General features: G+C 41.8%; 13 protein-coding genes. 8 read left to right on the plus strand and 5 right to left on the minus strand.

Annotated features, from left to right (window positions below; all coding sequences use genetic code 11):
* The first annotated feature begins 68 nt into the window (after window positions 1–68).
* The 7 genes from ACZ5NL_RS04650 to ACZ5NL_RS04680 all read left to right on the plus strand — a co-directional run bounded on the left by ACZ5NL_RS04650 (window position 69) and on the right by ACZ5NL_RS04680 (window position 8,880).
* Window positions 69–1,136, plus strand: coding sequence for a CGP-CTERM sorting domain-containing protein (locus ACZ5NL_RS04650; protein WP_004069812.1), 1,068 nt, complete (start codon window positions 69–71; stop codon window positions 1,134–1,136).
* Between the two features lie 89 nt (window positions 1,137–1,225).
* Entirely contained in the window at window positions 1,226–2,620 is a 1,395-nt protein-coding gene (locus ACZ5NL_RS04655) for an ABC transporter substrate-binding protein (RefSeq protein ID WP_252743152.1), read from the plus strand.
* Window positions 2,617–4,461, plus strand: coding sequence for an ABC transporter permease (locus ACZ5NL_RS04660; RefSeq protein WP_004069808.1), 1,845 nt, complete (start codon window positions 2,617–2,619; stop codon window positions 4,459–4,461). Before ACZ5NL_RS04655 ends, ACZ5NL_RS04660 begins: the two co-directional genes overlap by 4 nt.
* 9 nt (window positions 4,462–4,470) lie before the next feature.
* Window positions 4,471–5,535, plus strand: a complete 1,065-nt coding sequence (locus ACZ5NL_RS04665; RefSeq protein ID WP_464843171.1) for an ABC transporter ATP-binding protein — start codon at window positions 4,471–4,473, stop codon at window positions 5,533–5,535.
* A 29-nt stretch (window positions 5,536–5,564) separates the two neighbouring features.
* On the plus strand, window positions 5,565–6,167 hold the full coding sequence (locus ACZ5NL_RS04670; RefSeq protein ID WP_464843173.1) for a DUF447 domain-containing protein: 603 nt from the start codon (window positions 5,565–5,567) through the stop codon (window positions 6,165–6,167).
* Window positions 6,168–6,219: 52 nt separating this feature from the next.
* The gene (locus tag ACZ5NL_RS04675; RefSeq protein WP_464843174.1) at window positions 6,220–8,184 is read left to right on the plus strand and encodes a metallophosphoesterase; all 1,965 of its coding nucleotides are present in this window, start codon (window positions 6,220–6,222) and stop codon (window positions 8,182–8,184) included.
* An 84-nt stretch (window positions 8,185–8,268) separates the two neighbouring features.
* A complete protein-coding gene (locus ACZ5NL_RS04680) occupies window positions 8,269–8,880 on the plus strand; it encodes a hypothetical protein (protein WP_004069798.1) in 612 nt (203 codons plus the stop codon).
* Here ACZ5NL_RS04680 and ACZ5NL_RS04685 read toward each other — a convergent pair whose 3' ends face one another.
* Both ACZ5NL_RS04685 and ACZ5NL_RS04690 read right to left on the minus strand, forming a co-directional pair.
* Window positions 8,881–10,218, minus strand: a complete 1,338-nt coding sequence (locus ACZ5NL_RS04685) for a hypothetical protein (protein WP_464843175.1) — start codon at window positions 10,216–10,218, stop codon at window positions 8,881–8,883.
* Between the two features lie 4 nt (window positions 10,219–10,222).
* Window positions 10,223–11,035 carry a restriction endonuclease gene (locus ACZ5NL_RS04690; protein ID WP_464843177.1) on the minus strand — a complete coding sequence of 271 codons (813 nt, stop codon included), beginning with the start codon at window positions 11,033–11,035 and terminating at the stop codon, window positions 10,223–10,225.
* A 127-nt stretch (window positions 11,036–11,162) separates the two neighbouring features.
* Between ACZ5NL_RS04690 and ACZ5NL_RS04695 the strand changes: the two genes are divergently transcribed.
* Window positions 11,163–12,377, plus strand: coding sequence for a phosphoglycerate kinase (locus ACZ5NL_RS04695; protein WP_464843178.1), 1,215 nt, complete (start codon window positions 11,163–11,165; stop codon window positions 12,375–12,377).
* 13 nt (window positions 12,378–12,390) lie between these two features.
* Here ACZ5NL_RS04695 and ACZ5NL_RS04700 read toward each other — a convergent pair whose 3' ends face one another.
* From ACZ5NL_RS04700 to ACZ5NL_RS04710, 3 genes are read right to left on the minus strand one after another with little or no spacing between them, the layout of a single operon-like run.
* A complete protein-coding gene (locus ACZ5NL_RS04700) occupies window positions 12,391–13,161 on the minus strand; it encodes an ABC transporter permease (protein ID WP_464843179.1) in 771 nt (256 codons plus the stop codon).
* Window positions 13,162–13,166: 5 nt separating this feature from the next.
* A complete protein-coding gene (locus ACZ5NL_RS04705; protein ID WP_464843181.1) occupies window positions 13,167–14,147 on the minus strand; it encodes an ATP-binding cassette domain-containing protein in 981 nt (326 codons plus the stop codon).
* A 1-nt stretch (window position 14,148) separates the two neighbouring features.
* Complete coding sequence (locus tag ACZ5NL_RS04710) at window positions 14,149–14,604, minus strand: PadR family transcriptional regulator (RefSeq protein ID WP_464843183.1); 456 nt, start codon at window positions 14,602–14,604, stop codon at window positions 14,149–14,151.
* Window positions 14,605–14,622 lie beyond the last annotated feature (18 nt).

The raw sequence follows: 14,622 nt of genomic DNA on the forward strand, positions 1-14,622 counted from the left end.
TTTGAAACACGCACCACAGTCAAAAATCTTATAACTTTCAAGTTTTATAAAATACTTTGGTGAACGCCATGAGGAAGCTTTCAATACTAATCTCAGTTTTTGTGTTGTTTGGTCTTTTTGGTATGGCTTTTGCTAGTGCAGCAACAGTTGCGGTAGATTTAGCCCACGGAGAAAACGAGAAGTACCTCGCAGAGGACGTCCTTGAATACGGAACCAACAAAACTCTCGCCCACGGAATTGTAAAAACTATTACTGATGTCGAATGGGGCTACTTCGGCGATCCAATGGCCGCAGATACTCTAGGCATTAAGCACCTGGGAGAAAAGATAACCGCCGATGCCCTTGCAAACGTTGACATGCTTATCCTCGGCCAACCAACAAGCCCATTCCAACCAGATGAAATCCAAGCCATTGCAGAGTGGTTTAAGCAAGGTGGAAAAGTTCTTTGGGTTGCCGCCGATAGTGACTATGGTAGCGGTCCCCAAGCCCAAGACATCGCAAACTCCGTTCTTGAACAACTCGGTGTTGGACACTTAAGAATTGATCTCTGTTCTGTTGAAGACCCAACAAGCAACGCCGGAGCATCTTATAGAGTTGTTGGTCTCGTGCAGCCAGATGACAACACCCCAGACAAAGAAAAGCTCACACAAAACTTCCAACATGGAGGAAAAGTCCTCTACCACGGCCCGGCAGTAGTTGCATGGGTTGATGATAATGGAAACTGGCAAAAACTCGTTGATGGAAACATTCCAGAGAACGTTTATAGGATTGTAAAGACTTCACAAGACGGTACTATTGTGGAGAACAACGACCCACCGGCAAATGCCTATACAGCTGGAGAAACTGGAGTATTCCCACTCTTGGCAGTTGAGATAATTAAATTCGACAATGGAAAGCAAAGCGTTCTCATAGTAAGCGGTGAAAGCCCATACGGTGACTACACCCCAACATGGGAGGCAAAGTACCACGGTGTTGACTTAGATGGCCCAGCGTTCGTCACAAACATTATCCACTGGTCATTAGAACAAGCAGCAAAAACAGAAACCCAAACCGGTGGCGGTGGAGGAGGAGTTTGCGGCCCAGCAGCTTTAGTAGGCCTAATCCTAATCCCACTGGTCTTTAGAAGAAAGAAGTAGTCTTGTATCTTTCCCTTCTTTTAAACTTTTAACATTTTTATGACAAAATTTAAAAATAGGCACCTGAACTTCAAAAGGGGTGAGCATTGATGAAAAAATTTGCGAGCCTTTCGGTTTTGTTCATCGTGTTGTTCAGTGTAGTTGCCGCAGGATGTATCGGAGGAGAAACCAAAACAGGAACACAGACAGAAGGAAAAGGAATAACCCTTGTCGTTTTAACGAGACATGACGTGACAATACAAGTGATGGCAAAGAAGATGTTCCTCCAAAGCGACATAGCAAAACAATACAATATTAAGGATATAAAGTTCATAAAGGCTCCTGAGTCATTATGGCCAACTTACATAGAAAAAGGAGCCGATATTGGATGGGGAGGAGGCCCAACACTCTTTGACGATCTTTTCAAGAACAATTACCTTGCTCCTATAGATGATCAAAAAGTTCTGGGGCTTATTGGCACCCAGATTCAAGAAACAATTGCTGGAATGCCCATGGTAAGAAAAGGAAATGATGGGAAAATATACTGGATTGCAGCTGCTTTATCTTCATTTGGATTTACCGTGAATCATGACGTTCTTAAGAGATGGAACCTTCCTGTTCCCCAGAGATGGGAAGAAATAGCAAGCGAGACCTTTGCAATGGATCCACCCCAAGTGGGAATTGCCGATCCTACAAGAAGTACTTCAAACACAAGGATTTACCAGATAATTCTTCAGGCTTTTGGATGGGACGAGGGATGGAAGATTCTCACACTAATTGCTGCAAATTCAAAGATCTATGATGCCAGTGACGCCGTTAGAGAAGCCGTAATTGCCGGAGACATAGCCGTTGGAAACACAATTGACTTTTATGGATACACCGCAATGAAGCTGAATCCAGCTTGTGAATACATCATTCCAAAGGGACAGAGTATTATAAACGGTGATCCTATAGCCCTTCTTGTAAACTCCCAAAACAAAGAAGCTGCACAGGCATTTATCTATTGGGTTCTAACAGAGGGACAGAAGATATGGCTTGATGAGGAGATAAACAGACTGCCAGTCAATCCAAGTGTCTTTGATACTCCTGAAGGACAAAAGAGACCCGACCTAAAGAAGGCCTATGAGAGTGCCTTAAAGACACAGGGAATAGAATTCGATGACAATGAAGCCCTAGCAACGGTGAACTCAATGCAACTCTACTTCAAAGCTACATTAGTCGATGCAAACCAAGAACTCCACAGAGCATGGGTTTCATTAGTAAAAGCCTACAAGGAAGGGAAGATAAGTGAGGACAAGTACAAAGAGCTGAAAGCTAAGCTCCTTGAGCCTGTAAAGTTCAAAGATCCAGATACTGGAGAAACTGTAACCTTAACAGAAGAATATGCAAAGAAGATCAACGACAGGCTTGCAAAGGATTCTTCATTTAGAGACACCCTAATGCAAGAATGGAGAGACGCTGCAAGAGAAAAATACCAAAGTGTCCTCGCGGAGGTGCAAGGATGAAGGTTAGCAAATGGAGTGAAAGACTGTTTGGGACTCCGTTGTTTGAGCCCCTTGTCGCTTTCTCTTACATTTTTCCCCTCTTGTATCTGATAGTGTTCTTGATAGTTCCCGTTTTGTCTATGCTGCTCATTGCCTTTACATATGATGGAAATATCTCCCTCCACTGGTTTAAGAGCATATTGATGGATTCTTACTATATCCAACTCCCTCCACAAGGAGAGTTCGCTCAAAAGTTAACAACCTCAACTGGTGAGAGCTTATATTTAATCAGGGGTTTGGATTTTGGAGTTGTGCTAAACTCTCTTGTTGTTGCCGCATTAGTAACGCTCTTTACGGCAATTTTGGGAACCGTCTTTGCCTTTGTAATGGCGAGATACAACTTCAAAGGGAAGAACTTCTTTAGGATTGCCCTCTTTATCCCATTGTTGGTAACTCCTTTTGTGAATGCTTATGTCATAAAGCAGATGTTTAGTGAATTTGGACTCATAAACTATATTTTCCATGAAGTCCTTCATATTCTTCCCTTTAGAATTAAAATAGATGGTTTGGCAGGTGTAGTTTTAGCCCAATCTATGGCCTATTACCCAATCGTTTATTTGAATGCCTACGCGAGCTTTATCAACATAGACCCTACTCTTGAGGAGCAGGCAGAAAACCTTGGAAGTAGAGGATTCCACCTCTTCAGAACAGTAACATTTCCCCTTGCCCTTCCCGGAATTGCTGCAGGGGCAACTCTAGTCTTCATATTCAGCCTTGAAGACTTGGCAGCGCCAATCGTCTTCCATGGAGACCCACTGGCCAAGAAGCTTATGTCATACCAGATATTCAGCAAATTCATCTACGGCCTTGGAGAAAGAAGCCCAGAAATAGCCGCTCTTTCAATAATAATGCTGACCCTAGCAATAATTGCTTTCCTTGGTATAAGGAAGTACGTAAGCTTGAGACAATATGCAATGCTAAGTAAAGGTGGAAGGTGGAAGCCGAGAATAAGCGATCCAAAACCATGGCAAGCTCTCTTAATATACTTGGTCCTCCTCCCAGCATTGTTAATTACAATCTTTCCGCAATTGGGTGTGATCATGCTTGCCTTTTCTGAGAGATGGACTACAACAGTCCTTCCACAAGGGTTTACAATTGACTACATCAAGGAGATGATATTAAATCCTGACGTCAGAAGGTTTATCGTAAACAGCCTTACATATTCCGGAGCTGCTGTAATCCTCATAGTGCTCCTTTCGATAACCTCTTCCTATGCTACAAGCAGATTCAAAGGTGTTCTGAGTCCTATCTTGGAAAGTATAGTGATACTTCCAATTGCAGTACCAGGAATTGTAGTTGCAATGGGATACTTCTATTTCTTCTCAGCGGTAACTCCCGAGAATTCGCCATTAAATCCGACATCACTTTATGGATTTAATCCAGCATTGGTGCTGATACTTGCTTACTCCATAAGAAGACTCCCATTTGCGGCAAGGTCTGTTTATGCAGGTCTGCAGCAGGTTCATGTATCCCTAGAAGAATCATCTATAAACCTCGGTGCTTCAAGATGGAAAACGATAACGGGAATTTTAATGCCTCTGATATCTCTAAATGTTTTTGGTGGAGCAATGCTGAGCTTTGTCTATTCAATGAGCGAAACAAGCGTTGGAATAACCCTCGGTTCAATAAACATGGCACAAGCACCAATAACGGCATTCATGAAAGAAGTACTGATGTCTGCGGCTGGAAGTATAAACATAGCAGCAGCCTTAGGTGTTCTCTTAATAGTGGTGCAGATAACAGCGATTGTGGTGGTTAATGTTATCACAAAGCAGAGGTATTCCTTCATCGGATTAACATGAGGTGAGAATATGGTTGAAGTCAAACTTGAGGGCATAGTGAAAACTTTTGGTGAAACCGTGGCCTTGAAAGGTATCAATCTCCACATAAAACACGGAGAACTGTTTACCTTACTTGGACCAAGTGGGTGCGGAAAATCAACCACATTGAGAATAATCGCCGGCTTAGATTTTCCCGACGAAGGACATTTATACTTCGACGATGAAGAGGTAACTTACAAAAGCTCAAGTGAAAGAGGGGCTGTCTTGGTTTTCCAGAACTACGCATTATGGCCCCATATGACAGTTTACGACAACATTGCTTATGGGCTCAAAATAAGAAAGCTTCCCAAGCAGGAAATTGAGAAAAGGGTAAAGTGGGCTCTTGAATTAGTTAAACTCCAGGGATATGAAGATAGATATCCCACACAGCTCAGTGGTGGTCAGCAGCAGAGAGTTGCAATAGCAAGAGCCCTAGTAGTAGAGCCAAAGCTACTTCTGCTTGACGAGCCCCTCTCAAACCTAGATGCAAAACTTAGGCTGGAGATGAGATCGGAAATAAGAAGAATACAAAGGGAGCTTGGAATTACAGTTCTCTATGTCACTCACGACCAGGAAGAGGCAATGGCGATAAGCGATAGGATAGCCGTGATGAACATAGGACAGATAGAACAAGTGGGCACACCAAAGGAAATCTACGAAGAGCCAAAAACCGAGTTTGTCGCATCGTTTATGGGAAAAACCAATGTAATTCCAGCTGAAGTTGTGGAAAGAGATGGAGACAAGGTAACGGTCGAATTTGAAAACTTCAGACTTGATGGACTTACATACAAGGAGAAAAACGACAAAGTTGTTATAGTAATAAGACCGGAGCGCATCAGCCTGCATCCTATTGAAAATGCCGTGGCAATAACGGGCAAAGTTGACCTTATAGAGTACTATGGATTTTTCATTGAAGTCGTTGGACTGTTTGGAGAAAAGAGGATAATCGCCAGAACAATAAACGATAAAGACGTTGCCCATCTAAGACCCCAAGGGGAAGTGACCTTCTACATAGACAGAAACGATGTCCTTGTGCTTCCCAAACAAAGTCTCTAATTCTCTTTTTTTCCTTTGGAGGTTGAGCAATGGAAATTTTAAAAGAGGGAAAGGTCTACGAAGTCCTCCTTACAACAAAGTCAAATATAACCCCAGTAGGAATTACTAGAAAGGGCAACAGATTGAATTTCAGGCTTTTTGAGGGTAAGAGCGCCAATGATATAAAAGAGCATCCTTATGGAGTCCTCCACATAACGTGGGACGTCGAGCTATTGGTAAAAGCCGCTCTTAACCTACCAGTTGAAGTAGAATTTGAAAATGCGAAATCGATCCCTATCAAGAAGATAAAGGGCCTTCCCAGTATAGAAGGGAGAATAGAATTCGTTGAGAGGGAAATAGAGGACAAATTGGGAAGAACGCATGTCTTAGAGTGTTCACTGGTTCCAACATATGAAGATATACACCCATTATTCTTGCCCCCTCTCAGTCGAGCTGACTTTTACCTACTGGAAATGGGTATACACCTAACGAGGTTATATGTAGCAACCAGAGCATTGAAAGTAAAGGAAGCCCAAAAGCTTTATTCCAAGATATGGGAAAGTTATCGGCTTTACAAAAAGCTTGGAGGAGAGAGTGAACTCGCAGAGAAGATTATGGGGTTTGCAGTTGCAGCGTTAAGATGGAACCCTTGAGAAGAGTGACAACTTTTTTAATGTTTAAGTTCTCTACTATTTTGGTGATACCATGAGGCGAACACTTGCATTTTTGCTGGCGTTTCTGACTTTGTCCTTGATTAATGTAAACCCAGCAAGTGCAGAAGCACTCCCGGGAGATGTCCTAAAGATGCCAATGCCCGGAGCTCCTGCTATAGCACTTCCGGGAGAGACAATAGAAATACAGCCTCAAGAAGGCGTTGAGATTACAGAGCTTACAATTGTCTCAGTTATGAACGGTCCGTATAAGCTTGAAATTTTGGAGAAAGGGGACACAATAAAAGCCAAAATACCTGAAAATGCTGTTCCAGATGTGTATTTCCTCCAAGTTAAGTCAAACAAAGGAGAAGTAATTATACCCAACGGTGTATGGGTTCTTAAGGAATATCCAAAGGTACTCAGAATAGCACATGTAAGCGATACCCACGTTACCAGCGGGACTAAGTTCGGTTACGTATGCGGAGAATACTTCCAGAGGGATATCAAGAAAATACAAGAACTTTGTGATGGAGGTCTAATCGTTCCACTCCACAGCTACGTTGCCACAGACAGTGTTTATACATATTGGAGCATGGACAATAGGGTTGATGTTATAATAAACACTGGAGACGTTGTTGATACCGCCGGAGATAGCAAAGGATACAAAATGCTCTTTGACATAATTTCTAGGGCAGCCGCAGCTGGAAGGCCAACGATAATAGTCAAAGGGAACCACGATGACCCACCAAACTACTATCCCAAGCTGATAGGACCAACAGACTATTACCTCACCATAGGAAAGTTCCTCATTATAGCCCTAGACTCCCACGGAGACGAAGCCCACCCATATATGAACCAGCTCGAATGGATGGAAAAGGTTCTTGAAGAACACCCGGACAAGATACCAATAGTGATTGTCCATCACCCCTACTGGTATTCCGCACCTCAAGGGTGGATTGGAGGAAGGATTGAAGGATTTACGGCGTTTGATGATAAGGACTGGGCAAACCTTACTCAGTATGTCAGCTATTACTGGATCGGGGGGCCAGAGAAAACAACGGAAGACATAGCTAGGAGATTCCTCCAAGATGTTGAAAAGTACAACATAAAGCTTATCATGAGTGGACACATTCACCACGACAAGCTTCACATCTATGTAGATAAGAACGGCAACGAACACTGGTTCGTTACACTAACATCAACAGGAGCCCCTGACAAAGAGACAAACCCCCCAAGACCAAACAGAAGTCCAACATGGTATGGATCCAATATAGTGGAAATAGATGAGAATGGGAATGTCAAACTTCCAGAAGTTGAGAAGAGATTTGGAAACCTTTTCAATGACTTTATCTCCCTCCCAGTTCCCCAAGAGTTCATAACATTTAGGTGGACGACAGATTTTGGAAGTGCCGTCAAGTTCATAAACCTACTCGGAGAAGAGAGCGGAAAGTTTGCGATAGAAGTCCCAGAAGGAGCACAAGTTGATGCAAGTGTTACAAACGTCACTTACAAGCTTCTTGGAGAAAGAAAGATTGGAGATAAGACCTACGAACTGTTTGAAATAGTCGTTCCAGAAGGAGTATCACAGCTCGTAATAAGCAAAGGCAAGGACACAGAAAAACCTGAAATAAGCATTCCATACTTGACTCCTTCAAAACCAATGAAAGGAAAGCCATTTAAGGTTTACATAAGTGCCAAAGACAACCTTGGAATTAGAGACATCTACGTGGAAATAGAAGCCAATGGGAAAGTCACAAAATATCCAGCAGTGCAGTCAAGCGGGGGACAAGCAGACTACTTTATGGCAGAAATTCCAGGGGTTGATGCAGATGAATACACCATAAGAGCAGTAGCCGTGGACTTCTATGGAAATAGAGCAACATTCGAAAAGACGATCGGAGGGGCACAAACTACAACTAAAACAACATCTCCAACAGAGAGCAAATCAACGTGTGGACCTGCAGCCCTTTTAGCATTCTCTCTGATTCCGCTTGCCCTACTTAGGAGAAGGAAATGATTGCTCTCTTTTTTATTATTTTCATTGATCCCATATAGAAGAGTTTTTAAACCCACTTGCCTTCCCCATTCTAGGTGATGCCCTTTGAAATTTAAGGGGAAAGCTTTTGGCAATTTAGTTAGAATCGAATTTGAGATACTCAGCCTTAGCGAGCTTAAGATTGAAGACTTAAAAGATTTTGACATAGAGAACCTAAAAATTGAGCTTAAACCAACTTCTTCTGGGATAAAGATAGTCGGAATATGGGAAGGTGAGGTAGAAAAAGCTGGTGAGGGCATAAAGAAAGCCCTCGAAGAGAGTTATAAATTGAGAGATAAGATACTAAACAGGATGAAGGCAAAGATTGAGAGAATAAGGGGAGTCATGAAAAAGCTTGGGTTTACTGAAGAGGTTTTAGGTTATGGAAACCTTATTAAGTTCACAAAAAAGATTGGTGATTACGAAATAGCAGTTGTTGCTTCCTCCAAAGATGACCTTATTAGAGTGGAAGTTTACGGAAATGACAAGAAGGTAATAGGGCCAGAGATTGAGAACTTCTTTGAAGACGTAGACGTAGAGGAGCTCGAGGTTTACGGGTTAGATGAGGAAGCACAAGAAGAGAGACTCGTAATAAACTTGGAACTGCCAGAGGAAGAAGTACCAGAAACAAAAATAGTAGAGGCAATAAAATTAATCGAAAGCCTCTTGATGACCTAATTACTTATATTTTGCCTCTAATTGGATTTTCTTTATCTTTGCCATCAAACCTTTCTTGGGCAACGTGTCTTCCTCCAAAATCTTGCCACTTCTCAGATCTATTTTTGCATAGTAAATCGACTTATCGCCTACTAGTTTTATCACTGCATATCCTTTTTCCTTGTAAACGACTATCCTTTCCGTATTGAGGTTCTTTTCATTGAACTTTTCCAGTATATACCTCTTGTAGCTCTCCTCAATCACTATCTCAGTCAGGAAAACGTCGCTCTTTAGTATTTCCCCAGAACTTCTACCTATCAGAAGCTCTCCCACTCTTTCTTCTCCGACAAATTTAACTTTCCAGTTCTCATTAAGTTTTATCTCCTTTATGGTTGCAGGTATTCCTTTCTCTTCCAAGAATTTCTCCGCTATCTCCCTTACCACCTCAATTTTCAGCTGTCTATCTAATTCGTTCAAAATTTTTCCATCTTTGCTAAGGGATATTCTTAGAATAGATTTGTCATTCTCAAGCTCAGCCTCGTAAGCTTCATTCTCCTTCTCCAGCTTCTTTATTTCCCATCCCTTATATTTTTGGAGGATTATCTCTCTGGCTTTCTGAGGACTTATCTCAACGAAATAATCTATTATGTCTCCCGTTTTTCCATCGGCATTTACCTTAATCTTCCCGTCAACACTCTCAAGGAGTAGCTCTAAATGGGTTGCATCGTAGAATTTGAAGTCAACAAGCTCAAGCCCCTTTATGTCAAAATTCTTTTCAATAAGGTTCTTAGCAGAATTTGCAATCTGATAAGGATGAAGGAGGTTTGCAACTACTTTATGTTCACCGTTCTCTAAGTTGAATTCAAGAACCACGACTTCCTTTGGAGTCATCACGTCTACTATTGCCCTATTTTCTTTTTCATCAAAGAATATCACTTCTCCGTCAGGATACAGTTTGGCGATTTCAGAGAATATTGCCTCACGTTTCATTTTTGACTTTCTTTTCATGATCCTACCACTGTAAAGATGCAGAGCAATCCCAAAAACAAACCGTTTAGTTTGTCCACTTATAATAGCTACGGAATCTTTTTCCTCTACAGAAATTTCTTCTGGGTTCTCTCCGAGAGATTTTTTGCACTCTTCTCTGGCTATTTCAATGAGCTTTTCCTTTGGAAGAGGGGTTATGTCTATTTTAATGTCATTCGTTTTAAGATCGACTTCAGCCTTGGCAGAATTTATGCCCACTTTGAGTGTCAATAGAGCTCTATTCGGGACATAAACCTTCCTTCTAGAACTTAGATAGATATTCGTTTGGGGAATCTCAAGTTCATCTGCAAGTTTTAATTTGAGAGCTATCACCGCCTCATTTTGAGAAATGGGGGAATGTTATTTCAACTTCACTAGCTTTTATTGCAGACTCGCTTTCCAAGAGGGCTCTTGATACTTTTCTTTCCAATTCAACGTCTCTGCTTACAAAAGGGATTACTTCTTCCTTTGACAAAATTACTGCTTTGTCTTTTACCTCCTCTGTGTCTTTTTTAGCAGACCACAGGATTATATAGCCGGTAGAAAGCTCAACTACCAGCTCTTCTAGGAAAATGTCCTCTCGTTTGATTTTATACCGAGATTCCATGAGCGATACGACCATTTCAAGAATTTTATTGGGTGAAAACGAGTATAACAATGGTGCATCCAAACGTATAACCTTCAACATGCCCCTTCTTTTGGCCTCTTCTTCTTTCTCCATTTTCTCCTTTTTGAGCCTTTCAACTAACTCATGGGGTACTGGAATTTCCCTGTCATTTAATTCCTTAACAAACCTCTCTCCATCCCAAGGAATTATTTTCCCCTTGTACTCTCTCCCCAGGAGCACTTTTGCATCTTTTGTGAATCCACTAACAGAAAGAAAAATCCCTCTATCTGCTTTAGCTTTTATGATGGCCTCTGCAAATTCTTCAACTTCCTTAGAAGATGCTAACCCTTTTGTTTTTACCTTTATTGCATACTTCTCAAGCCCAGATATTGGATCCTCACGTAAGGCTATGAAGTCGATTTTCCACTCTTCAGCTCTTACTCTCTCGGCTTCTTTAAACCCCAAGGATTCAATGAGTCGTTGAACGATACGAATTATATCCTCATCAGAGGCAAAGTTCAATATTTCCAACGTCCATTCCATAGTATCACGCTCACATAATAAAATAGGGGTTTTTCATATAAATTAGTTTTGCATAATACGCCTATCACCATTGGTGTTTAAAATAATCTTTTAACCATTTCTCATTTACATTCTCTCAGGTGAGAAAATGTTTAAGCTGACAGAATTTAACTATCACGGGAAAACAGTCTTTTTTAGGGCGGATTTAAATTCACCTGTCAAAAATGGAAAGATAATCAGCGATGCCCGATTTAGGGCTGTTTTACCCACCGTAAGGTACCTACTCGAACACAATGCAAAGGTTGTTGTTGGAACTCATCAGAGCAAGCCCTATGAAGAAGACTACCTAACCACGGAACAGCATGCCGAAATACTAAGCTCCCTGCTAGGTATTGAAGTGAAATATGTGGAAGATGTCTTTGGAAAATGTGCAAGGGAAGCGATAGCCTCTTTAAAACCCGGTGAAATACTTATGTTGGAGAACCTCAGATTTGCGGCAGAGGAAACCAAACAAGCTCCCTTAGAAAAGTGTGAGAATACGTATTTCGTTAGGAAGCTTAGCCCCCTGATAGATTACGTAGTTACAGACGCATTCGCCGCAGCTCATCGATCACAGCCATCTTTGGTCGGCTTTGCAAGGTTAAAACCAATGATACCCGGATTTTTAATGGAGAGAGAACTAAAAGCATTGAATAAGGCATATGAAAGCGAGGAAAAACCCAAAATCTATGTATTAGGTGGAGCAAAAGTTGAGGACTCACTTAGAGTTGCAGAGAATGTTTTGAGGAACGGAAAAGCCGACTTGATTTTAACAGGCGGTTTGGTCGGCCAAATCTTCACTCTGGCAAAGGGGTTTGATCTTGGGGATGCGAACATAAGCTTTCTTGAGAAAAGAGGATTAATAAAACTCATAGATTGGGCGGAAAAGATACTGAATGAGTTTTATCCTTACGTAAGAACTCCAGTAGATTTTGCAGTTGAATACAAAGGTGAGAGAGTCGAAGTAGATCTGTTGAGCGATAAAAAATGGATTTTTGACGAGAGACCGATCAGGGACATAGGAAGCAGAACAATAGAAAAGTATCGAGAAATACTTCAGGAGGCTGCTATAATAGTTGCAAACGGTCCTATGGGAGTCTTTGAGATAAAAGAGTTTGCAAAGGGCACTGTGGAGGTCTTTAAGGCCATAGGAGAGAGTGAGGCATTCTCAGTTGTTGGTGGGGGACATTCAATAGCAAGCATATACAAGTACAACATAAAGGGAATCTCCCATATAAGCACGGGCGGTGGAGCAATGTTAGCCTTTTTTGCTGGAGAAAAACTTCCTCTTGTTGAGGCACTTAAAATAAGCTATGAAAAATAGGAAAAAGCTAAAATCAACCTATTGTAGCTTTTTCAAATTCAATCATGGCTACTCCCACAAGGAAAAGAGCCAGCAACGCTAGTACTCCAACGTCAGTTGTTAGGGCAAATTTTGTTACGTTTTCTCCAACAAGGAAATGTCTTGCTCCATCAACTGCGTAGGTTAAGGGGTTGATGTAAGCTAAGGCTCTCATCCATGAGGGCATTGTGTCTATTGGGTACATTGCACCACTGAGAAAGATTAAAGGCAGCATGAGAACCATCATTATCATCTGGAACCCTTCCATGCTCTCCATCCTCAAGGCTAAGCTAACTCCGAATCCTGAAAATGCAACCGCGAGGAGAAATCCAACCCCCAAAGCCGGCAAGATACCACTAATTTTAAGGTTCTCCGCTAAGAGGAACGTCAAGAGGAGAATTATCGTCCCCTGTGTCAAGGTCACCAATGAATCGCCAAGGATTCTGCCCAGTATCCCTTCCTTTCTGGAAGCCGGAGCTACCAAAACTTCCTTGAGAAAGCCAAACTGCTTGTCCCATATGACGCTGACTCCACCTATAAAGCTCTGATTGAAGATCGTCATTGCAAATATACCTGGAGCGAGAAACGTTAGGTAGTCAACGCCTCCAAATATTGCCCTAGCCATTGGATTGTCGAAAACCTTACTCCATCCAAGCCCGAAGAACACGAGCCATATTAATGGGTTAACTATCATTCCCACAACTCTTGAGCGTGCCCGTGTAAATCGCTTGATCTGTCTGTATGCCATTGTTGTTAAAGCCCTCATTTACTTCACCTCCTCATTCTCATCCTTATCATTGATGCCAAAGTATTTGTCTCCTCTTCATCCCTAATCTCCCTCCCCGTTAGGTACAGAAAGACGTCGTTAAGCGTTGGTCTGTGGTAAGTTACCTCGACAATTTTCACATTTCGCTCCTTAGCAAGATCAAATATCTTAGGCAAAGCTTCTGCGGCGTTTACAACTTCAAGTCTAACCCTTCCATCCGATAAAAGTTTGCATCCTCTAATGAATTCAGCCTTGAGACATTTGAGGTCTTCTGGAGCCTCAAGTTTGAGATATATAACATCATTACCGACAAGCTTTTTGAGCTCCTCTGCTGTTCCTTCAGCAATTATCTTGCCATGATCCATAATCGCTATCCTATCCGCTAACTGCTCCGCTTCATCCATATAATGGGTGGTTAGGAAGATCGTCATGTTATGCTCTTCCTTCATGGATTTGATGTACTCCCAGATGTGGGCTCTTGTTTGAGGGTCAAGCCCTATTGTCGGCTCATCCAAAAATAACACTTCAGGCTCGTGAAGAAGAGCCCTTGCAATTTCAAGTCTTCTCTGCATACCACCTGAGAAATATTTTACAGGCTTATTTCTAAACTCCCAAAGCTCCACAAACTTCAAAAGCTCCTCTATTTTGTTTTTAAGCTCATTCCCTCCCAATCCATATATCCTTCCGTGAATATACATGTTTTCATAAGCAGTCAGCTCCCTATCAAGGCTTGGATCTTGAAACACTATTCCTATCCTCTTTCTCACTTCCATTGGTTCCTTAACCACGTCATGTCCAGCTACAATGGCCTTTCCCGAGGTCAATTTTAGGAGAGTAGTTAGAACATGAACCGTAGTTGTTTTACCCGCACCATTCGGCCCCAAAAAGGCAAATATTTCTCCTCTCTTGACCTTAAAGGAAATCCCCTCTACAGCCTCAAAGTCACCATATTTCTTGACGAGATTCTCAACTTCAATGGCATACATTCTACTCACCTCCGAGAAGTATCAGCTTTATTCTCTTCGTAAAATTCTCAATTTCTTCCGAGATTTCAGCCTTTTGAGACTCCGAAAGTGAGGGCAAAACTTCCATAATTTCTCTTATTGTTTTAAACAACTTCCTGCCTCCAAGTCTAGAAAATTCTTTAAAACGATCAACCTTCTCAAGAGCCTCCTTCAGCTCATTTTGATGCTCTTGAAGATAACCCCTTCCCTTCTCCGTAATCCTATAGAGTTTTTTCTCTCTTTTTTCTGTCTCAACAACCTCAATAAGCTTGTTTTTCTTTAAATTAGCCAGCAAAGGATAAATTGCTCCAGCACTTGGGCTCGGTATTTCGTACCTTTTCTCAAGCTCCGCCATTATACCATAGCCGTGTAGAGGCTTCTCCTCAAGCAAATGAAGGATAAGAAGCTTCAAATATCCCCTATATTTTGGCCTTTCCATTATATCACCAGATATATC

This window comes from Thermococcus aegaeus, from assembly GCF_055393685.1.

Excerpts from the sequence above, each read along its gene's own strand:
- ACZ5NL_RS04650 (WP_004069812.1), top strand. The coding sequence starts at position 69 with ATGAGGAAGCTTTCAATACTAATCTCAGTTTTTGTGTTGTTTGGTCTT.
- ACZ5NL_RS04655 (WP_252743152.1), top strand. The coding sequence starts at position 1,226 with ATGAAAAAATTTGCGAGCCTTTCGGTTTTGTTCATCGTGTTGTTCAGT.
- ACZ5NL_RS04660 (WP_004069808.1), top strand. The coding sequence starts at position 2,617 with ATGAAGGTTAGCAAATGGAGTGAAAGACTGTTTGGGACTCCGTTGTTT.
- ACZ5NL_RS04665 (WP_464843171.1), top strand. The coding sequence starts at position 4,471 with ATGGTTGAAGTCAAACTTGAGGGCATAGTGAAAACTTTTGGTGAAACC.
- ACZ5NL_RS04670 (WP_464843173.1), top strand. The coding sequence starts at position 5,565 with ATGGAAATTTTAAAAGAGGGAAAGGTCTACGAAGTCCTCCTTACAACA.
- ACZ5NL_RS04675 (WP_464843174.1), top strand. The coding sequence starts at position 6,220 with ATGAGGCGAACACTTGCATTTTTGCTGGCGTTTCTGACTTTGTCCTTG.
- ACZ5NL_RS04690 (WP_464843177.1), bottom strand. The coding sequence starts at position 11,035 with ATGGAATGGACGTTGGAAATATTGAACTTTGCCTCTGATGAGGATATA.
- ACZ5NL_RS04695 (WP_464843178.1), top strand. The coding sequence starts at position 11,163 with ATGTTTAAGCTGACAGAATTTAACTATCACGGGAAAACAGTCTTTTTT.
- ACZ5NL_RS04700 (WP_464843179.1), bottom strand. The coding sequence starts at position 13,161 with ATGAGGGCTTTAACAACAATGGCATACAGACAGATCAAGCGATTTACA.
- ACZ5NL_RS04705 (WP_464843181.1), bottom strand. The coding sequence starts at position 14,147 with ATGTATGCCATTGAAGTTGAGAATCTCGTCAAGAAATATGGTGACTTT.
- ACZ5NL_RS04710 (WP_464843183.1), bottom strand. The coding sequence starts at position 14,604 with ATGGAAAGGCCAAAATATAGGGGATATTTGAAGCTTCTTATCCTTCAT.